General features: G+C 61.3%; 17 protein-coding genes. All 17 read right to left on the bottom strand.

From position 1 onward, the window contains the following. Positions 1-114: 114 nt before the first annotated feature. The 17 genes from AC1DKH_RS23945 to AC1DKH_RS23865 all read right to left on the bottom strand — a co-directional run bounded on the left by AC1DKH_RS23945 (position 115) and on the right by AC1DKH_RS23865 (position 21,344). Positions 115-381: a hypothetical protein gene (locus AC1DKH_RS23945; RefSeq protein WP_477752406.1), complete on the bottom strand. Its 267-nt coding sequence runs from the start codon at positions 379-381 to the stop codon at positions 115-117. After that, positions 378-1,670 carry a motility associated factor glycosyltransferase family protein gene (locus AC1DKH_RS23940; protein ID WP_477799497.1) on the bottom strand — a complete coding sequence of 431 codons (1,293 nt, stop codon included), beginning with the start codon at positions 1,668-1,670 and terminating at the stop codon, positions 378-380. The genes AC1DKH_RS23945 and AC1DKH_RS23940 overlap by 4 nt, the downstream gene beginning before the upstream one ends. Before the next feature lie 90 nt (positions 1,671-1,760). After that, positions 1,761-2,687, bottom strand: a complete 927-nt coding sequence (locus tag AC1DKH_RS23935) for a ketoacyl-ACP synthase III (RefSeq protein WP_477752404.1) — start codon at positions 2,685-2,687, stop codon at positions 1,761-1,763. Positions 2,688-2,913: 226 nt separating this feature from the next. Beyond that, positions 2,914-3,966, bottom strand: coding sequence for a pseudaminic acid synthase (gene pseI / locus AC1DKH_RS23930; RefSeq protein WP_477752403.1), 1,053 nt, complete (start codon positions 3,964-3,966; stop codon positions 2,914-2,916). Then, a complete protein-coding gene (pseG, locus tag AC1DKH_RS23925; RefSeq protein WP_477799496.1) occupies positions 3,959-5,464 on the bottom strand; it encodes a UDP-2,4-diacetamido-2,4,6-trideoxy-beta-L-altropyranose hydrolase in 1,506 nt (501 codons plus the stop codon). Before pseG ends, pseI begins: the two co-directional genes overlap by 8 nt. Continuing rightward, on the bottom strand, positions 5,461-6,168 hold the full coding sequence (gene pseF / locus AC1DKH_RS23920; protein ID WP_477799495.1) for a pseudaminic acid cytidylyltransferase: 708 nt from the start codon (positions 6,166-6,168) through the stop codon (positions 5,461-5,463). Before pseF ends, pseG begins: the two co-directional genes overlap by 4 nt. After that, positions 6,165-6,785 (bottom strand): pseudaminic acid biosynthesis-associated methylase, encoded by a 621-nt coding sequence (locus tag AC1DKH_RS23915; RefSeq protein ID WP_477752400.1) that lies wholly within the window; start codon positions 6,783-6,785, stop codon positions 6,165-6,167. The genes pseF and AC1DKH_RS23915 overlap by 4 nt, the downstream gene beginning before the upstream one ends. Continuing rightward, positions 6,785-7,975, bottom strand: a complete 1,191-nt coding sequence (gene pseC, locus AC1DKH_RS23910) for a UDP-4-amino-4,6-dideoxy-N-acetyl-beta-L-altrosamine transaminase (protein ID WP_477799494.1) — start codon at positions 7,973-7,975, stop codon at positions 6,785-6,787. The genes AC1DKH_RS23915 and pseC overlap by 1 nt, the downstream gene beginning before the upstream one ends. A gap of 126 nt (positions 7,976-8,101) precedes the next feature. Further along, positions 8,102-11,026: a TIGR00180 family glycosyltransferase gene (locus AC1DKH_RS23905; protein ID WP_477799493.1), complete on the bottom strand. Its 2,925-nt coding sequence runs from the start codon at positions 11,024-11,026 to the stop codon at positions 8,102-8,104. Between the two features lie 52 nt (positions 11,027-11,078). Further along, positions 11,079-11,807 carry a cephalosporin hydroxylase family protein gene (locus AC1DKH_RS23900; protein WP_477799492.1) on the bottom strand — a complete coding sequence of 243 codons (729 nt, stop codon included), beginning with the start codon at positions 11,805-11,807 and terminating at the stop codon, positions 11,079-11,081. A 30-nt stretch (positions 11,808-11,837) separates the two neighbouring features. Then, positions 11,838-12,503, bottom strand: coding sequence for an acetyltransferase (locus tag AC1DKH_RS23895; RefSeq protein WP_477799491.1), 666 nt, complete (start codon positions 12,501-12,503; stop codon positions 11,838-11,840). Further along, the gene (locus AC1DKH_RS23890) at positions 12,500-13,621 is read right to left on the bottom strand and encodes a DegT/DnrJ/EryC1/StrS family aminotransferase (protein WP_477799490.1); all 1,122 of its coding nucleotides are present in this window, start codon (positions 13,619-13,621) and stop codon (positions 12,500-12,502) included. Before AC1DKH_RS23890 ends, AC1DKH_RS23895 begins: the two co-directional genes overlap by 4 nt. Then, on the bottom strand, positions 13,618-14,844 hold the full coding sequence (locus AC1DKH_RS23885) for a methyltransferase domain-containing protein (RefSeq protein ID WP_477799489.1): 1,227 nt from the start codon (positions 14,842-14,844) through the stop codon (positions 13,618-13,620). Before AC1DKH_RS23885 ends, AC1DKH_RS23890 begins: the two co-directional genes overlap by 4 nt. Further along, positions 14,841-15,401 carry a dTDP-4-dehydrorhamnose 3,5-epimerase family protein gene (locus AC1DKH_RS23880; RefSeq protein ID WP_477799488.1) on the bottom strand — a complete coding sequence of 187 codons (561 nt, stop codon included), beginning with the start codon at positions 15,399-15,401 and terminating at the stop codon, positions 14,841-14,843. Before AC1DKH_RS23880 ends, AC1DKH_RS23885 begins: the two co-directional genes overlap by 4 nt. Then, positions 15,398-16,480 carry a CDP-glucose 4,6-dehydratase gene (gene rfbG, locus AC1DKH_RS23875; RefSeq protein ID WP_477799487.1) on the bottom strand — a complete coding sequence of 361 codons (1,083 nt, stop codon included), beginning with the start codon at positions 16,478-16,480 and terminating at the stop codon, positions 15,398-15,400. The genes AC1DKH_RS23880 and rfbG overlap by 4 nt, the downstream gene beginning before the upstream one ends. Then, complete coding sequence (gene rfbF, locus AC1DKH_RS23870) at positions 16,462-17,235, bottom strand: glucose-1-phosphate cytidylyltransferase (protein WP_477762537.1); 774 nt, start codon at positions 17,233-17,235, stop codon at positions 16,462-16,464. Before rfbF ends, rfbG begins: the two co-directional genes overlap by 19 nt. A 518-nt stretch (positions 17,236-17,753) precedes the next feature. Beyond that, positions 17,754-21,344 carry a glycosyltransferase gene (locus AC1DKH_RS23865; protein ID WP_477799486.1) on the bottom strand — a complete coding sequence of 1,197 codons (3,591 nt, stop codon included), beginning with the start codon at positions 21,342-21,344 and terminating at the stop codon, positions 17,754-17,756. Between the last annotated feature and the right edge of the window lie 66 nt (positions 21,345-21,410).

Below are 21,410 nucleotides of genomic sequence, written 5' to 3'. Positions count from 1 at the left end.
CCATCACCCTGCCATCTCCGAGAAAACAAGGGCTTAGCGCCCCTCAACCGCGAAAAAATGACGCCATAAAACTGTCCAGCCCACAAACGCCCGCGCCAAAGCTGTCGCCACCCCTCAAGCCGGCAGGTTTTCGAGCAACTCGATCAACTCATATTCCATGAAGTCGGCGAGCCCCAGCCAATCCTGGCGCTCCTGACAGGCCAGCATTTGCCTGAGCATCAAAGCCCACGCCTGCTGAACCTCCTGGGGCGCCTGCGCAAACAGTCGCTGCGCCTCATCGAACAGATCGACCATGTTCAATGCCGCTTCGACATCACGTCCCAGGCGAAAAAGCCCTGCGCACTGCCGGTACTCGTCAATGCCTTTCACTTGAGGCTTCATTGCACGAAATCCTGATTGAACTGCGTACCGGCAATCATCGCCCCTGCCCGACTGCTATTGAAAAAAAGCACCTCGGGATGCCTGGCAATGTAACGCTCGAGCTCGCACAGGTAACTGCGGAAATTCAATTGCGTCTTGACCTTTTGCCCATGACCATCGTGCACCCAGTGCCTGGCCTGGTTCACTGGCGGCCCCAGGTCACCATCGTTCCAACCGGTATGGGTGCGGTTCATCGGAAAGGAAAAATCCGCACCGAAAAGCGTGATGCGCTGCGCGCCCATCTTCACCGCCAGATCGACCGCAGGATGGATCACGCTGCCACTGACGTAGAGCTGCGCACGCGGCTGTTGCTCACGCAACGCAGCGTAGATCGGGCTGGCGGAATAACCGCCATAACGCTTGCCTTTCCAGGCCTTCAGCATGTGTGGATCGCTCAAAGGCAAGTACACCAGCGGAATGCCTTCGGAGCCCTCGCCCGGCAAGTGCAGCACGCTGATGCGCTGATCGATGCTCACGACCAGGTCAGGCTTGATTCCGTGCTCGCGAAGGGGCCGGTAAGCGGTATCTACGCTGATGAACAGCGGTCGCGGCGTTTGATTGCGCACCGCTGCCAAACGCTCGAAATTCCCTTCAAGGCTGGGCCCTGTGGCGATCACATAGATTTCACGCTCGGAACACGTGCCAAACAGCTGTGCCACATCATCATCGGCCAGCAGCACTTCAAGGGTGTCCTGCAAGCGCTGCTGAATGACGGGAGACTGCGGGTCGAACTCACGATTGTTGAAACTCAAGTGCACTTCGCTGACCAGGCGATCACGAATCTTCGCACTGAAGTCATCCGCCAGCAGCATCTCGGCAGGCAATGCAAAGAACGGTGTGCAGATGTCCGACAGATCGCCGGCATACAGCAATTGCACACGCGGATCGCCCAGCCACTGGCGCTGATCGATCAGCTGCAACACCAATGCGAAAAGCGCGCCGTTGAGGATATGGACATAGAGTTTCTCAAGCCCGGCACGCTCCAGCAAAACCGAAGGCAAATCGCCAAAACCGGTGCCGTAGACGTGCAGATGAGGCTTGTCGAACGCAAGACTGGCAGCCTGTAAACGGGCCTCGCGCAGGCGATCATGGCGGCTGGTGAGCTGGATGCCGCCCACACACAACGTCGAGTCTCGTCCTTCGATCAGGTCAACATCGACGGTCAGGCGATCTTCCGTATTCAATCGCGCATACAGCGACGGCCAGCGCCGCTGGATAACCTGAGCATTGTCTTCAAAGCATTCGCTCATGCTACCTCGCATTCCCTACAAGCAAAAAAGCGCTCAAGGTTAACCCTTGAGCGCTTTTTTGTACCGGCCTTTTTATTAAAAAACTTTCACTCAAGGGCGATAGATGATCGCCGAACCCCATGACAGCCCCACACCGAAACCGCTGAGCGCAACGCGCTTCCATTCGGAATCGAGAATATGCTTTTCCAGCAGCAATGGAATGCTCGACGACACCGTGTTACCGGTCTCGACCATGTCCTTGATGAACTTCTGCGGGCATTCTTCGAAGCGCCGCGCGACCGCATCGACAATCGCCGCACTGCCCTGGTGAATGCAGAACGCGTCGATGTCATCCGCGCTCAATTGCGACTCACCGAGCAACTCATGCAAATGTGCCGGCACCTTGAGCAGTGCGAAGTTGAACACCTGGCGACCGTTCATGAAGAACACGCCGTCGGTGACTTTCAAATGTGGAGCGCCGGAACCATCGGTGCCGAACTTGGCCTTGCCCAGTGCCCAGGTCGGGTTTTCGCCCATCCAGGTCGCGGTGGCTGCATCGCCGAACAACATGGTGGTGTTACGGTCTTCCGGGTCGACGATCTTCGAATACGGGTCGGCAGTGATCAGCAGGCCGTTCTTCAGGCCAGCGGCCTCCATGAAGCCCTTGATCGCATAGATGCCGTAGACGTAACCGGAACAGCCCAGGGAAATATCGAACGCGGCGACGCTGGTCGGCAGGCCGAGTTTGTCCTGCACGATGGCCGCGGTATGCGGCAGGCCTTCTTCGTCACCGTTCTGGGTGACGACGATCAACGCATCGATGGATTCACGTTTCAGATCAGGGTTGCTGGCAAACAGCGCATTGGCCGCTTCAACGCACAGATCGGAAGTTTCCTGATCAACGCCCTTGCGCGGCAGGAAAGCCGAACCGATCTTGCCCAGGATGAATTCTTCATCCTTCTCGAATTTTGCACCTTGTGCGTAATTGTCCACGCCGGCTACAGGAACGTAGCTCGCAATGCTTTTTATGCCAATCATTACGGCTTCCCAATAATAAACAGCCCAATACCACCACCCGCAGGAATCGAGGGGCGCCGACAAACCTGGATTTCTGTCGCCCCAAGGCGACGGCCGGGAAGCGTAAAGGACCATCACTGAACCCAATAAAGGGTCAGGCGCCATCTTCCCGGTCAATACAATACAGTGAAGATGCCCGTTATGACTCGCAGGTCACGCTATTTTGCCGAATCAGCCCGGCAATGGGTCATTCGACCAACGACCAGTCCAGTGGTGTTCCACGCTTGATAGCCTGACGGGCACGGCGTTCCAGGAGGCTTTGCGCATGCTTGGGCGCCAGCCCGAGCCCCGGACGGATGGCTCGCAGATTTGTCGCATTGAAGGGCTCGCCAGCCGCCATGTCCTGGGTGACATACAACGATCGACGGTACACCAGGGATTGGCGCTCCGCCTCGGTGACGCCGTAATGTACGTGCCCCATGGCTTGCCAGGCGCGTTCGGTTTCGATCACCAGGCTGGCCAGCTCCGAGGGCTCCAGCGAGAAACTGGCGTCGACGCCACCGGCCGCACGCTCGAGGGTGAAATGCTTTTCCACCACCGTTGCGCCCAGTGCCACCGCCGCCACGGACACACCGACGCCCATGGAGTGGTCGGACAGCCCCACCTGGCAATCGAACAATTCGCGCAAATGCGGGATCGTGCGCACATTGCTGTTCGCGGGAGATGCCGGATAGGTGCTGGTGCATTTGAGCAGCACCAGATCCTTGCACCCGGCTTCGCGGGCGGCACGCACGGTTTCATCGAGCTCGGCGATGCTGGCCATGCCGGTGGAAATGATCAGCGGCTTGCCTGTTGCGGCCACCCGGCGTATCAGCGGCAGGTCGGTGTTTTCGAAACTGGCGATCTTGTAGGCCGGCACGTCGAGGCTTTCGAGAAAGTCCACGGCGCTCTCATCGAATGGCGTGGAGAACGCCAGCAGCCCCAGTTCTTTGGCGCGAGTGAAAATCGGCGCATGCCATTCCCAGGGCGTGTGGGCCTTCTCGTACAGCGCGTACAACGAAGTACCGGCCCACAGACTGTTGGGGTCCTTGATGAAAAACTCGCCTTCGGCCAGGTCCAGGGTCATGGTGTCGGCGGTGTAGGTCTGCAGCTTCAACGCATGGGCACCGGCCTTGGCCGCGGCCTCGACGATTTGCAGCGCCATGTCCAGGGACTGGTTATGGTTGCCGCTCATCTCGGCAATGATGAAAGGCGGCGCATCGGCACCGATCAGGCGCTCGCCAATCTTGAAGCTAGTCATCTGTGTGATCCTTCAATACGCGCGTGAACGCGCAGGCACTCTGGGTAAAACCGGCTTCGCGAAAGACCTTCAGCGACGGCTGGTTAGCGGGCAAGACCTGGGCCGTGAGTGACTGAAGTTCTGGCCAGTGGGCCTTCACAAAGTTTTCTCCACGGTCCAGCAGCGCCCTGCCCCAGCCCAGGCCGAACCGGCCTTCGAACAGGTAAATCGACACCTCGGCGGTAAAGCCACGCAGGTCATAACGCAGCACACCGACCGGACCGTCATCGGCCTCGGCAATCAACAACAGCCGCCGGGGATTGCTCAGGCTCGCCGTCAGCCAGTTTTGATGCGCAGGCCACTCGATCACGCCGGTCTCCAGCGACGAGCGGCGCACGGCCTCGGTGTTGCGCCCCTCGAACAACAGCTGCGCATCACCCAGGGTCGCCGGGCGCATCCTCAGCACCGCGCCGGCCAGCGCCGCCGCTACCCGCTGCGCGCCACGACCATCGACCAACAGTCGAGATTGTTGCGCCAGGCTCTGGCGCAAACCCTGGTTACCCGCGACAAAGCCAATGGCCAGGCGCAGCTGCTCGACGCTGACATGCTCGCGGGCCCCCATGAATACATGGGCGCCCGCGGCCGCCATCACCTCGCCGTTGGCCTGCTGGTTGTTCGATACGGCAATGCAAATCGTCGGCAGCCCCATGGCCGCCCGCTCCCAACTGGTGCCGCCACCCGCCCCGACAAACAGGTCGGCTTCGGTCATCAATCGATAAAAGTCGCTGACAAAACTGTGCAGGCGCCAATGCGGGCGACTCGCCGCCAACGCCTGCATCTGCGCCCAGGCCGGATTACCCGCACCGGCGACAAAATCGACTTCCAGCTCGGCAAAGTCCGCCAGCGCCAGCATCGCATGATGGGTCTGCATGGCTGCGTCGAAACCGCCGAAATTCACCAGCACATGCCGGGCCTGGGGCTTGATTTCGATGGCCGGGCAACGGAACTCGTCGCGCAGCATGGCAAACCGGGGGCCGAACAATGTCCGGCAGCCTGGCGCCAGCAACGACGCATAAGCTTCTGGCGTACCCGAAAGATTCTGGTTCAGCAGCAAATCGGCGCTGTAGGTCCGCGTGGCGAGGTCATCCACCACGGCGATCCGTGGCGAAAAGCGCCGGGCGGCCGTCTGCCAGTGATGATCGAGGCCGTAGTGGTCGACAATGATCCAGTCGAACGCCGGCTGGTGTTCCAGCAGCGGCTCGAGCGCGGCGATGTCCGCCTGCCATGGCAGCATGGATTCGATGGCTTGCTGCGGGTCTTCATCGGTGTAGCGCTCGGGCAGCGCGAAGGTTTCGAAACCTTCGGCCCGCAGTGCCGCCACTCGATGCCCCGGTAACAGGCGACAGGCAAAAGCCACGTGACTGCCCTGCCTGCGCAATACGCGGGCCAGGCACAGGCAGCGCGCGATGTGGCCGCTGCCGATGGTCGGCGAGGCGTCGGAACGAATCAGCACTCTCATTTCAGCTCACCTCCGGCTTTGAGCGCGGCATACAGGTACTCCGCGCGCGTCCAGTCTTCCGGTGTGTCGATGTCCTGCACCAGATGACGCGGCAGGATAACCGGCAGGCTGTACGGTGAATACAGCACCTCGCCACGCAGCCACGCATCGCTGCGGCCCCAGTAGAACTGGCCGGCATCCTGATAGGCGATCGACAAATCCTGGGAGCGGGTATCACGATACTGCGGATACAGTGCCGTCAATGCGCCGTGATCATCAAGGGTCAGGGCTCGCTGAACCGGGAAACCGAAGTCGCACACCGAGAAGGCGAACGACTTGTCGGGATGCTGTTCCAGCAGGTTCAGCCCCTGGGCAAGAAATCGCGATTGCAGCAACGGCGCGGTCGCGTAGATGCAGCAGGCGCGATCAAACGTCTCCCCTTGCTCACGCAGTGCTTGCAGGGCATGGGCGATCACCGCTGCGGTACCCGTGAAGTCATCGGCCAGTGCCGCCGGGCGCATGAAGGGCACCTGGGCGCCGCAGTCCCGCGCCAGCCCGGCGATTTCTTCGTCGTCGGTGCTGACCACCACCCGGGAAAACAACCCGGACTCCAGGGCGACCTGAATCGAGCGGGCAATCATCGGCACACCGGCGAACGGCTTGAGATTCTTGCGCGGTATGCGTTTGCTGCCACCACGGGCCGGGATGATGGCGACGTTGTTCAACGGCGTTTTTCCAGGACAAACCAGGTGATGTCATCCACCGGGAATTGCCGATCGCGGTGGTAGCCAAAACCGTAATCGAGCAGTTGCAGGTCGTCATAGCGATCAAGCATTTCACCGGCAAAATCGCGCTTGAACAACTTGCCGCTGTTGCCACGATACGGGACCTCGACCGGCGCCGGGTTGTAGTATTCGGCGATCAGTATGTAGCGCTGGCTCAGCTCATACAGTTGCGCGTACGCGGCCGGCAGCAACTCCGGCGCCAGGTGAATCAGCACGCCTTTGCTCAGGGTCAGGTCGAAGGTACGTTCCCGGGGGAAATCGAACAGCGAACCGTGCCAGATCTGTGCAATACCCAACGCCCGGGCCGCGGCACAGGCACTGGCATTGATCTCCACGCCGAACAACTCGCAGCGTGGCAACAGCTGCCGCAGTGCCTGCAGGTTGTTGCCGGCATTGGTGCCCAGTTCCACCAGGCTGTCGATGCGCCCGACCCGTGTCAGCGCCTTGGCAAACAACGCCAGGTTAGCGGCCACCAGCGGCTGTCCGAGATTGCGATCAACGTACTGGTTGCCGAATTCGCCCTGCCAGAAAGCTTCCTGCTCGGTCAGTTCACGCATCACACATTTCCCACCCGCCGCAATGGCTGGATTATTTCGATCATCTGCCGCATCTGCTCGACCACATAGTCCTGTTCTTCATCACTGAGCAACGGGTACAACGGCAGGCTGATGGCTTCGGCGTAGTAACGTTCGGCCTGCGGAAAATCACCTTCGGCGAACCCGAGATCACGATAGTAAGGCTGCAAATGCACGGGAATGTAGTGCAGGTTCACCCCGACCCCGGCAGCTCGCAAGCCCTCGAACACCTCACGATGCGTGAGATTGATCTGATCGAGTTGCAGGCGCACCACATACAGATGCCATGACGACTCGGCCTCGGGTTGTGCACCGGGCAAGGTCAGCGGCAAATACGCCAGCAAGCGCTCATAACGCGCCGCCAGTTCACGCCGACGCTCGATGAACTCATCCAGTTTGTTCAACTGCGACAAACCAAGGGCCGCCTGCAGGTCGGTAATGCGGTAGTTGAAACCGAGCTCCACCTGTTCGTAGTACCAGGGGCCGTGGCTGGGTCCGGTCATTTGCTGCGGATCCCGGGTCATGCCGTGGCTGCGCAAGCGTTGCAAACGCTCGGCGAGCTCCGGGCTGTTGGTCATGACCATGCCGCCCTCGGCACTGGTGATGATCTTCACCGGATGGAAGCTGAACACAGTCATCGCGGCAAACTCGCCACAGCCTACCGGGCGCCCGGCGTAGGACGCACCGGCGGCATGGGCCGCGTCTTCGATCACCGTTATGCCATAGCGCCTGGCCAGGGCGGCGATCCTGCGCATGTCGCAGCTCTGCCCGGAGAACGCCACCGCCACCAGGACTTTCGGCAGCCGGCCTTCACGCTCGGCCTGCTCCAGCTTGACGGCCAGCGCAGCGGCATCGAGGTTCCAGGTCAGCGGGTCGATATCGACAAAATCCACCTCGGCACCGCAGTAGCGACCACAGTTTGCCGAAGCGAGAAAGGTATTCGGTGTCGTCCACAGCCGATCGCCCGGGCCGAGCCCCGCCGCCAGGCAAGCGATGTGCAAGGCCGCCGTGGCATTGCACACCGCCACGGCAAAACCGGCCTCGCAGCGTTCGGCCATCGCTCGCTCGAAGCGCTCGATGGTCGGCCCCTGGGTCAGCCAGTCAGACTGCAATACACCGACCACGGCGTCGATGTCCGCCTGATCGAGGCTTTGCCGAGCGTAAGGAATCATGCTGGCAACCAGACACGCACCAGCGCGTCCCGGATGATCTGACACCCGAACGAACCGGTCCGGCCTGCGATGAAAATCGAATTACCGTTGAACATGCCTTGAATCCCTTATACCTTTTCGCCGGGCCTAACCGAGCATCTGCACCCAGTTCACCGAAGCACTTTCGCCCAGGGCAAAGCCCTTGCCGCTCAAGGCCAGGTTGGCGTTATAGGCCTGGTCCTGGGCAAAGGCTGGCGCCCACTTGTGACGCAGCGCATCGAGGGCCTGCGGCGCCTGTGGCACTGCACCCGAATGAATGACCTGTACCAGCGGCGTCCACACGGTGAGGTAACCGGCCTGACCGGCCCGCAAGCACAGATCGACGTCGCTCAAGCCGTCGGCGAAGGTCACGCTATCGAGACCGTCCAGCTCGTCGAACAACGCTTTGCGCACCATCAGGCACACCTTCGACACCGCCGAGTAGTTCTGCTCCAGGGCCAACCGGTGCAGGTAACCTTCGGCGTCGTGTTTTTCCCCGACAAAGGCTGAGCCCACACCACCGTTCATGCCGAGAATCAGCCCGGCCTGGGTGACCTTGCCGTCGCGGTCGATCAACTTGGGACCGACCACGCCGACTTCCGGACGCTGGGCGTGATTGAGCAGCGACTCAAGCCAGTTCGGGTTGACCACTTCACTGTCGGCGGCCAACAGCACCAGGTACTCGCCCTGCGCCTGCTGGCTGGCCGCGTTGTACAACGCCGCGTCGCTGAGGGTCTGGTCGGCACGCAGCACGCTGACTTTCGGATGCTGGTAAGTACCCAGCCAATCGTTGACCTCGGCCGACTGATTGGGGTTGAGCGCGATCAGCACTTCGTACTGGATGTAGCGGGTACGCAGCAAGACCGCTTGCAGGCACTGTTGCAGGGCCGCCAGGTCATCCCCGGCCGGCAGGATGATCGACACCAGCGGGCGCTCGGTGTGGCGGTAGTCGATCTGATAAGTACCCGGCACCGTCGAAGTGACCTTGGCCTTGTAGCCACGATTGCCCAGGTGACGCATCAACGCCAGGCGCTCATCGGCGTTTTCTTCCAGCACCGGTGCCTGGCTGATCAGCAACGGCTCGTCCAGGTGGGCCAGCCCGTTGAGGCCACCCTGCTCGATGATGCGCAGCAGCAGGTCGAATTCCAGGGCCTTGCTGAAGTCAGGCTGGTAGCCGCCGACTTCAATGAACACTTCCCGGCGGATCAGCCAGTGACGCGCCATCAAGGCCGGCAGGCTTTGCAGCAAGTCAAGATTGAAGCCAGGGCGGAACACGTCCACCAGTGCGCCTTCGGCGGTGCGCAGGATTTCGTCGGTGGCGACGGCGCGGCAGTCTGCGGCGACCAGCAATTCCAGGCTGGCACGCAACAGGCCACCGGCAGTGAACTCGTCGCCGGCTTCAGCCAGCAGCAGCCAGTCGCACGTCGATTGACGAGCACTCTGGTTCAGTTTGTCGACGTAGTTGCTTTGCGTGACCCGGACAAAGTGCAGGGTGTTCTGCGCCGTGGTCGCCGCCGGTGCTTCACCGGTGGTGAAGACCACAATCCTGAACGCCTTGCTGTGACCTTCGAGCAGGCTGTCGAGAGAGACTTGCAGCTTGTCGATATCGTTATCCAGGTCCAGCAGGAAGATCCCGAACTGTGGACCACCGTCGTTGGCCGCCAGGTGTTGGGCGATCGACTCAGCCTCAAGTGCATCGGGCTGACGGGGCGCAAGCCACTTGAGCAAACGACCGGAGAGCATCTTGTCGAACGTCGCACCGTTGCCCTCGACCGACACCGCGTCAAGACGTGCAGCCCAGTCGTTCAGGGGCTGCGCCTCTTCTTCTTCGCCCAGCAGTTCCAGCTGAGCCACCAGACGCTTGACCACCGTGCGGTTGAACACATTACTGTCGTGGGCCTGCCACAAACGGTCGACCACACTTTCCGGCGTGTCATTGTTACGCGCCAGCATCAGGCTCTGCTGGCGGGTCCAGATACCCTCCAGGCCTGCCAACTGAACGCGACCGGCCGGCATGGCGTGCAACAGGAATTCGAACTGGGTCAACTGATCGAAAAACTGCTGATTGTAGAACGGCATTTCGACGTATTGCTTAGGGCCGAAACGGCGCTCCGGGCCTTTCTCGACGCTCGTCCAGGCGGACTCGATAATCAGCTCGGTGGTCAGTGCGCGACCGGTGCGCAAGCTATCGGCCAGGGCTTCAAAACTTTGCAGCGCGAACTGTTTGCCTTGCTCCGGGTTCTCGCCTTGAACTTGAGTCGGCAGCCCGAAGAGGAACGCGGCAAAGGCTTCACGCTCGGCGACCGTCTTGGCATCGGTATGAGCCAGCGTGTGGAAGATCTCGGTGTTGTGGTCCGAATACCCGTAGTTCATCTCCCGCACGACATACGGGATCGGCAGAATCCGCGCCTTGCCCCGCGCCAGCATGTAATACGTGTGACCGATTTCCTGCCATTGGAAGGACGTATCCTGAGGCATCACCTGATACCAGTCACGTACCAGGTCGGTACGCTGTACGGCATAGAAAGGCGGCAGGTACTGGTGCATGTAATCCAGTACACGCTCCTCGGCATTCTCGGACGAATAGTCCTCGCAGACCTTCTTGTCACGCCGAAAGTAGCTGACGCTGTTGGGTTGCGACAGGTACATCATGCTGTAGCCGTGGCACAGGCCGTAATCGGGATTGGCCTCCATGAATGCCACGGCGGCGCGCAGGGCGTCATGTACATGGAAGTCATCGTCGGCGGCGAACACCATGAACGGCGTGGTCACTTGCTCCACGCCAAAAGCCAGCTTGGCGCGAACGCCCCAGTAGCCAAACTGCGGGACATGCTGGTAATCCACATTTTCAAACTGCCCGGACAGGCTTGGCTGGCCTTCGGTCGAAGAGTCCAGCACCAGAATCCTGCAAGGCAAGCCACTGTAGAAACGTGCCGCCCGGCGCAAAAATGCCGGCCGCTCGTGAGACATCAGCACCACGGTCAACTGTTCGTTGAGTGCCAACCCGTGTCCAGAATTGTTCTTGCCTTGCATACCTTTCCCCACAACGGCGTATCGCCGAAAAAACCCAACGATGTCTTGTCGATTACCGCACGCGACGCAAATAGCCATCCGGCGCGACGGTGATCAGCAGCTTGCTGTGAATGGCCTGGTCGATTTCAAAATCGCGGTTTTCTTCCAGATAGGCCCATACCGCAGTTTTCGGGTTGTCGCCCTTGCCCCACGGGCGGTCCGGGAAGGCGTCTTCGGGCATGTCTTCCACCACGGTATCCATCACCACGCAGTAACTGCCTACCGAGGTCATCGGCGCATAGGCCCGCAGTTCTTCAAGCACATGCTCGTGGGTGTGGTTGGAGTCCAGAACCACCAGCACTTTCTTGCCTTCGACGCGCTGGCGAACCTGTTCGACAATCGCCGGATCGATACTCGAACCCTGGATCATCCGGATCCGCTTGCTCATCGGGTGCGCTTCGATTGCCTCACGGTTGTGCTGGCGGATATCGATGTCGACGCCCAGCACTTCGCCGTGGCCGATCAGTTCCAGCATCGAGGCGTAAAACACCAGCGAGCCGCCGTGGGCGATACCGGTCTCGACGATGATGTCCGGCCGCAGCGCCCAGATGATCTCCTGCATGGCGACCATGTCCTGGGGGAACTGAATGATCGGGCGGCCCATCCAGCTGAAGTTGTAGGTGTACTTATGTCTGGCGGTCGTGCCAACCCAATCCAGCGACGTGGCTTGCAAGGCTTTGTCCTGTTGCAGGCCTTCGATGTTGTCTTTTACTTCTTCACGAAACTGCTCATGAGGATTCATTACAGACTCTCCGGAAATTAGTCGCGGTGGTTACTTGAAAACCCGACCGTCTTGAAAGGAAGCAGGATTGGTCTTGATGGTCCTGGCGGGGCTGCCCACCACAACCGCATAGTCTGGAACGTCTCTGGTCACCACGGCGCCCGCACCGATGGTGACCCAACGACCGATGCGCAATCGCGGCAGGATCGTGGCGTTGGTGCCGATAAAGGTGCCGTCACCGATCTCGACACAACCGGCAATGCAGACGCCCGGCGCCATGAACACCGAATGGCCGATCTGCCCTTCATGCCCGACCACGCTGCCGGCGCTGATACTGGTGTTGTCACCCAGGCTGACTTGCGCCTGCATGATCACGCCCTCTTGCAGATACGTGCCGACGCCCATCGTGATCATCGTCAGATCGATGCCCGGGTGGATGAAGTTACCCAGGCTGCCACCGGCCTCGACGATCTCGCAGGTGGTCCGGTAACGCAGCGCCGTGCTGCCAGTGATCAAATTGACAAAGCGTGTGTCGGGGCCTTTCAGCTCGGCCACCTTATCGGTGCCACCCACCACCGGCACGCCATGAAACAGCGTGCCTTGTTTCGCCGGATCGTTATCGAGAAAGGCGAACCGCACGTCCGGCTGGCTGCGTTGCAGGGTGAGGATCATCCGTACCGCTTCAGGATTGGCCGCCCCCAGCAGGTAAACCTTCATAGCCGGGTCCTTTTGAGTACCAGCGCGCGCAGCACCTCGATGACCCGGTGCTGATCGTCATCGGTCATGTCGTGGTAACTCGGCAGATTGATCGCGCGTTCCGGCAGCGCATGCGCCACGGGTGAGTCGGCCGTCAGTTGGCTGAACATCGGCAAGGACGACAGCGGCCAGAAGAACACCCGCGCGTCGATATCGGCGGCCTGGAAGGCGGCGCTCAACATGTCCCGCGTGATCCCCAGCTCGCGGTCAAAGACCACGGTAGGCATCCAGTAACCGTTGCGCGCGTGTTCCGGTTCAGGGTTCATGGACAAGCCCGGCAATGCAGCCAGGGCGCCGGCGTAGTTGGCGAAGATCGCACGCTTGCGCTCGATCAACTCGTCGATCCGCTCGACCTGCGCGCAACCGACGGCGGCTTGCAGGTTGCTCATCTTGTATTTGAAACCGAGGAAATCCGGCCAGAACTGTTTGCTGCTGCCGGCCACGCGGCCATGGTTGGACAGGGTCAGCACACGGTCATACAGAACCTTGTCCGACGTCACGAAGATGCCGCCTTCGCCGGTGGTCATGGTCTTGGTGCCATGAAAGGAAAACGCGCCGAACGCGCCCAGGGAACCGGCGGCCTGACCGCGCCACTGCGAGCCAATCGCCTCGGCGGCGTCTTCGATGACCGGCAGGCCAAACTCGCGACCGATGGCCAGCAACGCATCCATGTCGCAGAGATTGCCGTAGAGGTGCACCGCCAGAATCGCTTTGGTTCGTGGGGTGATCGCCTGGCGAACCTGCTGCGGGTCGAGGCACCAGCTGTCGGCCAGCACGTCGACGAACACCGGCGTCGCGCCCAGATAGGTGATGGGCGCGGCCGAGGCGATCCAGTTGGTATCGGCGAGGATCACTTCATCGCCGGCACCGATGCCCAGCGCCGCCATGCCCATGTGCAGCGCGCCGGTGCAACTGGACGTTGCAATCGCGTACGTCGCACCCACGTGCTCGGCAAAGGACTTTTCGAAGCGCGTCAGGTATTCGTAGCAGCGCTCTCCCCAACCATGGCGGACGGCATCGAGTACGTAGTCAGCTTCCAGCTCACCGACACTGGGTTTGGTGTAATGAATTCGGCTCATCGAATGATCAACTCGGGAATGGCAATGACAAAACGACCGTCCCATGCACGAATGCCGGCAAAGGCCTGGGTGATCTCATCCAGCAGGTTCCACGGCAGTACCAGCACGTAGTCCGGTTTTTCGATGTCGATCTGTGCCGGCGACACGATCGGAATGCGGCTACCGGGCAGGTATTTGCCTTGCTTGTGCGGATTGGCATCGGCCACCCAGGCCAGCAGGTCCGGCTTGACCCCGGCGTAGTTGAGCAAGGTATTGCCCTTGGCGGCGGCGCCGTAGCCGACCACGCGCTTGCCATCGGCCTTGGCCTGCAACAGGAAGCGCAGCAGGTCATGCTTGATGCGCTCGGCGGCGGGCGCCAGGGTCGCGTAGAACCCAGAGGTTTTCACCCCGGCGGCGAGTTCCGCCTGCAATTGTTGCCGGACCGCCGGTTGCACTTCGCGACGCTCGCCATCCAGCCGCTGGACGAACACCCGCAACGAACCGCCATGGGTCGAGAGCTGACTGACGTCGAACACTTGCAGGCCATTGCGCTCGCACAAGGTCTGCACAGCGGTCAGCGACAGGTAGGAATAATGTTCGTGGTACAGCGTGTCGAACTGCTGGCCGGCCATCAGGGTCAGCAACTGCGGGAACTCGAAGGTCGCCACGCCCGTCGGCTTGAGCAGGGTCGCGAAACCGCCGAGAAAATCATTGATGTCCGGCACATGCGCCAGCACGTTGTTGGCAGCCATCAGGTCGGCGCCCCAGCCTGCGCTTTTCAACTGCGCGGCGGTGTCGCGACCGAAAAACAGTTCACGAATCTCCAGGCCTTTTTCCCGCGCCGCTTGCGCGGTGCTGCGGGTCGGCTCGACGCCCAGGCAAGGGATGCCGCGCCCGGCCACGTACTGCAACAGGTAACCGTCGTTGGCCGCGACTTCCACCACACGGCTGTCGGCGCTCAGGCCGAAGCGCTCGACCATCTCGGCCACATAGCGCTCGGCATGGGCCAGCCAGGTGCTGGAGAACGAACTGAAATAGGCGTACTCGGCATCGAACAGGCTGTCGGCGCTGGTGTAATCCTCGGTTTGCACCAGCCAGCATTGCTGGCACACGGCAACCTTCAGTGGCACCCATTGTTCGGCCTGCTCCAGCTGGTCGACACGCACATAAGCGTTGGATGGTGGCGAGGTGCCCAGGTCGATCAGCGGCAGGGTCAGCGCAGTGGCGCAACCACGGCAGTTCATAGACGCACTCCGGCAAAGTGTTCATCGAGCGCCCGATGACTCGCATCGCGCACCGACAGATTATTGACAGGCAACGGCCAGGCAATCGCCAGCCGTGGATCGAGCACCGACAACCCGCCTTCGTGTTCCGGCGTGTAGTCGTTGCTGTGCAGGTAAAGCAGCTCGGCGTCGGCGCTCAGGGTCTGGAAGCCGTGGGCGAACCCGGCCGGAATCAACAGGCTGCGGCCATCGCCGGCACGCAGGTGTTCGGCGTGCCAGTGCAGGAAGGTCTCGGAATCTGGACGCAGATCCACCGCGACATCCCAGACTTCACCGCGCAGGCAGGTGATCAATTTGGCTTCCGGCGCACGGGCATTCTGGTAATGCAGGCCACGCACGCTGCCGCGTTCGCGGGTGCAGGAGTGATTGATCTGGCGGATATGAAACGCCTGGCCAAACGCACCGAGGCTGCCTTCGCAAAACAACCGGGAAAAGTGCCCGCGCTCGTCCTCGAAGCGTTTGTGCTGCACGCTGAACAAACCGCTCAGCGGCAACGCCTTCAGCAGAAATTCACTCACAGCGCGCCTCGGTACAGGTTCAATTGCGCCAGGCTGATGGCGCGCATGTCATCGCCGTTCTGCCACGCCAGATGCCAATCCAGGGTCTGGGTCAGGCACTGCTGCAACGACCAGCGCGGTTGCCAGCCGAGCAATTGACGGGCGCGGCTGCTGTCCAGGCGCAGCAGGCCGGCCTCATGCAAATCGCTCGGTTCGATGCGCAGCCCGCGTGCCTGCGGCCAGCGGCTAGCGAGCAGTTCGACCACTTCACCGACGCTGCACATGTCCGCTTCGCCGGGACCGAAATTCCACGCACCAGCGAATTGCGGGCCCTGCTCAAACAGACCGGCCGCCAGTTGCAGATAGCCGGCCAGCGGTTCCAGCGCGTGCTGCCATGGGCGCACCGCCTGCGGATAGCGCAAGGTCACCGGCTCATCCGCCGACCACGCCCGCAGCACGTCGGGAATCAACCGCTCCGGGGCGAAATCGCCACCACCGAGTACGTTGCCGGCACGGGCCGTGGCCAGCGCCAGACCGTGCTCGGCGTGCTTTTGCGGCGCAAAGAACGAGGCGGCATAGGATTGCGCCAGCAATTCGCAGCAAGCCTTGCTGCTGCTGTAGGGATCGTGACCGCCCAACGCTTCGTTTTCGCGGTACGGCCACAGCCATTCCTGATTGGCGTAGACCTTGTCGGTGGTCACCAGCACACAAGCACGCACGCCGCCGACCTGGCGGATCGCTTCGAGCAGGTTGAGCGTCCCCATGACATTGCTGGAGTACGTGCCCAACGGGTCGCGATAACCTTCGCGCACCAGCGGCTGTGCCGCCAGGTGCAGGACGATTTCCGGCCGGGTCTCGGCGATCAGTTCCAGCAAAGCACCGAGGTCACGCAAGTCGCCGCGCTGATCATTGATGCCTTCGTGAACGCGGGCCAGTTCGAACAGGCTCGGCTCGGTGGACGGATCGAGGGAAAACCCGCTGACTTCGGCACCCAGGCTTTGCAGCCACAACGTCAGCCAACTGCCCTTGAAACCGGTGTGGCCGGTGACCAGCACCCGCTTGCCGCGCCAGAATTGCGGGCTCAGTCCCATTGCTTCCATGGGGCCTCCCCGCTCTGCCACAACGCCTCGAGGTGGTTTTTGTCACGCAGGGTGTCCATCGGTTGCCAGAAACCGTCGTGCTGGAACGCCATGAGTTCGCCGCGCTCGGCCAGACCATCCAGCGGCCCGGACTCCCAAGAGGTCTCGTCGCCGTCGATCAACGGCAGCACCTTGGGCGACAGGACGAAGAACCCGCCATTGATCCAGCCACCATCGCCGCGAGGTTTTTCGGTGAAACCCAGGACCTTGTCACCATCGCGATTGAGCGCGCCGTAGCGGCCGGGTGGTTGTACCGCGGTGACGGTCGCCAGTTTTCCGTGCTGCAGATGGAAATCCACCAACGCGCCAATGTTGAGGTCCGACACGCCGTCGCCATAGGTAAAACAGAACGCCTGTTCGTCTTCGAGGTAGCGTCGGGCGCGGCGCAAACGGCCGCCGGTCATGGTCTCTTCGCCGGTGTCGATCAGCGTGACGCGCCATGGCTCGCTGTAGTTCTGGTGAACATCCATGCGGTTGTTGCACATGTCGAACGTGACGTCGGAGGTGTGCAGAAAGTAATTGGCGAAGAAGTCCTTGATCGCATAGCCCTTGTAGCCAAGGCAGATCACGAAATCGTGGATTCCGTGAGCGGAGTACTGCTTCATGATGTGCCAGAGAATTGGCTTGCCGCCGACCTCGATCATCGGCTTGGGCTTGAGGTGCGACTCCTCGCTGATCCGCGTACCCAGGCCACCCGCCAAAATAACTGCCTTCATCCCCTTCCTCTCTTGTTCGTCGCAGGGCTCAGCCAAGCTGTATCAAGCTTTTGCGGGCCATCCGGGTTAAACCTGCCGCCGTTCAGGGCGCATCCGGACTCACCGGAAGTGCTCGTTTTATGGCGATATAAGGGGGACTTGCAGGAAACGCGCCAGCTCTTTCAATCCGCTACCGGGCGATGCGCTGCGGGGGGGACTGTAGGAGCCGGCTTGCTGGCGATGGAGTCGAGTGCGCTGCGTTTATCCATGTTACCCGCGTTATCGTTCGCGACCATCGCTGGCAAGCCAGCTCCTACAGGGGACTGCGTTTATTCAGGCTTTGCGCGTTATCGTAGGCGACCATCGCCAGCAAGCCGGCTCCTACAGGGGACCGCGTTTATTCATGTTTGCCGCGTTATCGTTGACGACCTTCGCTGGCAGGCCAGCTCCCACAGGAGGCCATGCCTAAACCGGTCCAAGCAAAAAAAAAGGCAGGCGACTCAACGTCGCCTGCCTGGTCGGGATCGATGCGCGAACGGTCAGTCCGCCAGCCAGCCATTTTCCCAGTAGCGCAAATTGTCGCCGCGCAGCACGTAGTCACGCAGCACGATCTCGCGCAACTCATCGCCCATGCGATAGCTGGCGTCCGGATCGTCCAGGTGCATGCGGATCGCTTGCAGCCATTCATCCGTGGAGTTGGTCTTGATCCGGGTGCACGGCAGGTAGCCGCGATAGGCTTCGGTGTCGGTGCAAATTACCGGGTAACCGCAAGCGCCATACTCCAGCAGGCGCAGGTTGCTCTTGCAGTCGTTGAAGATGTGGAATTCCAACGGCGCCAATGCCAGATCCAGGTTCAGGCTGGCCAGTTTGGCCGGGTACACATCCAGCCCGATCACCCCGTGAAACTCATGCATGTACGGGCGCAAATCGTCCGGGCACATGCCGAAGAAGACCCAGTCGACTTCATTGGCCAGTTCGCGAACCACATCGGCGATCACTGCCAGGTCACCGTGGTGGCTGGTGCCGCCGCCCCAGCCGACCCGGGGCTTTTTCGAGGTTCTGCGCTGACTGCGCAGGTCGGTCCACAAGTGCGACGCCAACATGTTGGGCACCACGCGAATGTCCTGATGCATATCCGACAGCGCGTTACCCAGCGGCTCGGTGGAGACCACCACGCGATCGCACATGCCGATGGCGCGCCGCACCAGTTTTTCCATTTCATCCTTGCCCGGCATATTGCGGATATGCGCATTGCGGTGCGGGACGTTGATCACGAAGTCATCCAGCTCATAGATACGCCGCGCACTGGAGTATTTTTGCAGGCTCGGGATTTCGTTGATCGGACCTTCGGAATAGCGCCCCTGCAGGATGATCACGTCAGGCGAATGGCGCTCGACTTCGATGATGGTCGGCAGGTTGTAATGAATGCGCCCGTGCGCCCTGCCGGCGGCCTCCAGCTCGATCAACGGTTGCGTGACCCGGTAATGGCCGATGGCAGACGCATTGACCGGCAACGCGAGAATCTTCGGCAGCTGCGCCCTGGAAAACGGGCTCCAACCGGATCGCAGGCCGGGCTCGAGACTGAAGCTTGCCCCGCCCAATCCCTGCAACGCCAGGTTGGTGTTGTAGGCCGGATCACGGGCCACGATCGGCAGCCAGCGCTTATAGAAAACTTCCTGCTCCTGCTCGCTTCGAGCCTGGTCACCCTCTCGCGCAACCACCGCCGGCTGCGCGCCCAACGCCAGTTGCGCGTGAGGCGTCCAGACCACCAGATAACCTTCCTGGCCAACCCGCAAACACAGATCCACCTCATTGAGGGACTGCGCCAGGCCCTGCTCATCCAGGCCACCGACTGCATCAAAGACAGACTTGCGCACCATCAGGCAATCGCCGCCGACGGCACTGAAATTGTGAGCGACCTGCAAGCGGTACATGTACCCCGCCGCCTGCAGCGACTCACCATGGAACGGCACGCCAGCCGGCCCTTGCAACCCGAGTATCAGGCCGGCATGCAGCACGCGGCCATCGGGGTTGAACAGCTTGGCGCCTACCACGCCGACTTCCGGACGTTGCGCATGATTGAGCAGCTCGCCCAGCCATTCACCTTGGGTTATCACCGTGTAGGGGTTGAGCATCAGCACGTACTCGCCAGCGGCCTGCTGCGCGGCGAAATTACGCGCCGCCGCATTACCCTGCAACTCGCAGCGCAGTACCCGGATCCGCCCGCTGCCCAATTGCGCCATGCCGGCGAACCAGTCGAACGCCTCGACGCTCTCGCTGCCGTTGTCCACCAACAGCAACTCGTATTCGCCGTAGGCGGTTTTCTCCAGCAGACTCTCGACACAACGTTGCAATGCCAGGGTCTGGTCCTTGCTGACGATCACGATCGACACCAGCGGCCGATCAGCATGCTGATAGTCGACTCGATTGAGCAGCGCCGAACTGCCCTCACGAATGTCGTGGGCGACACCCAGGCGCTGCAAGTGTGCCTCGAGTAACCGCGGATTGGTGTCCATCACTTGCGGCAGCGACAGCCATTTGGCCAGGTCGAACGCCGACTCCAGCAACACCTCTGAAATGTGCCCGACCACATGCGTGCCAGCACTCTCGACCATTCGCCACAACATATCGTGTGGCGCCAGTTCGCCGTACACCGAATCGAACCCGCCCAGCGCCAGGAATTGCTCGCGCTCGAACGCCAGCGCTCGCCCCACGTAGGGATAGCTGCGCATCAGGTCCAGGTTGAAGTCTGGCTTGAATGCAGGCTCGGCCGACTCCCCCTGATGCAAGCCACCTTCGTCGCTGTACAGGCAGGTCAGCGTGCGCGACAACGCAATTCGTTCAGCCATGACCAACAAGGCCGGCGCCACCAGACGATCACCGGCACGCAGCAGATAGAACCAGCCAGTGCCTTCCAGTTGTGGTAACAGGGCGTTGATCTGCTGCTGCCAATCGTCCTGCAGCGGCAAGCGGAACACACGCTCATCCAGCGCGGCCTCAGCGCAGGATGCCGACAGCACCAGTGTCAGTTCAGGGGCGTAATCCTGATCCGCCAGCGATTGCAGGGTGAGTTCCAGCGCCGAACGGCTGCCTTGCTCATCGATGATGACCGGAACGATTTTGGGTCGGGTTGACCAAGCCTCCAATGTATCCGCCAGCAACTCGCGCTGACCGTCGGTGAGCGTGCGGCACGCCAGCCACTGGGCATACAGTTGCGCGAAACTGACACTGGCGATGCCGACATGCCAATCCTGGGTGGTCTGCTTGGTGCCCAGGGTCCGGCTCAGCGGCAACTCTTCCCAAACCCGCGGTGACTCGTCCACTTTGGTCAGTGGCACATAGCGCACCCAACCCTGGGCCGGCGCAGATTCGCCGCCACGAGCCTTGAGCATCTGCGACAGCCATTGCCGCTCGGTTTCGGCCGCGTCTTTCATCGACTGCTGGCCGCTCAGACGCTCGGGGTACAGGCGCTCGACGCCGAGCACATGATTGGACACCGCCAGATTGCCGCGCCGCATCAGGCAGACGTACAAGGCAAAATCGAGGGTCGCGACGAAACAATGGCCGGGCTGCGTCAGTGCCGGGAACAGTTCGAGCACGTCAGCCCGCCGGAACATCGCGTTGCTGAAGCCACCGAGAATGTTGACCGGGAAGTTTTCGAAGATCGCCAGCAGGTCCTCGCCCTTGAACACCCCGCCCACCGGGGAAAGCGGAGTGTTTTCCAGGCGCGACGGCAGCGGCATGTCGTCGGCATCCCAGAGCAGACGCTGGGCCACGACCAGATTGACGTCAGCACAGTCGATCAGCACCTGGGCCTGACGCTCGATGCAGGCCGAGAACAACTGATCGTCATCACACAGAAACTTGATGTACTCGCCTTGCGCCACTTCCAGGCAGGCTTGCAGATTACCCACCAGCCCCAGGGTTCGCGGATTTCGCACATAACGTACGGTCGCGCCCTGCTCGACCACCGAAGCCACGATCTCTTCGATCTCATGCCCGCGACTGTCATCGCAAACGATGATCTCCAGGTTGCCGTAGCTCTGGTTCACAGCCGTGTGCAAGGCACGACCGAAAAAGCGTGGATTGAAGGCGGGAATGACCAGGCTGACAAGCGGAAGTGAATTCACGGCGGGCTCACAGGCGGCGCGAGCCCGCCCTGAAAAGCGAGCCCTTGGTTACCGCAAAAAAGACGA

Source organism: Pseudomonas sp. 05L36, assembly GCF_056398125.1.
Note: the sequence above shows the minus strand (reverse complement) of the source record. Positions and strands in the feature narration are given on the sequence as shown.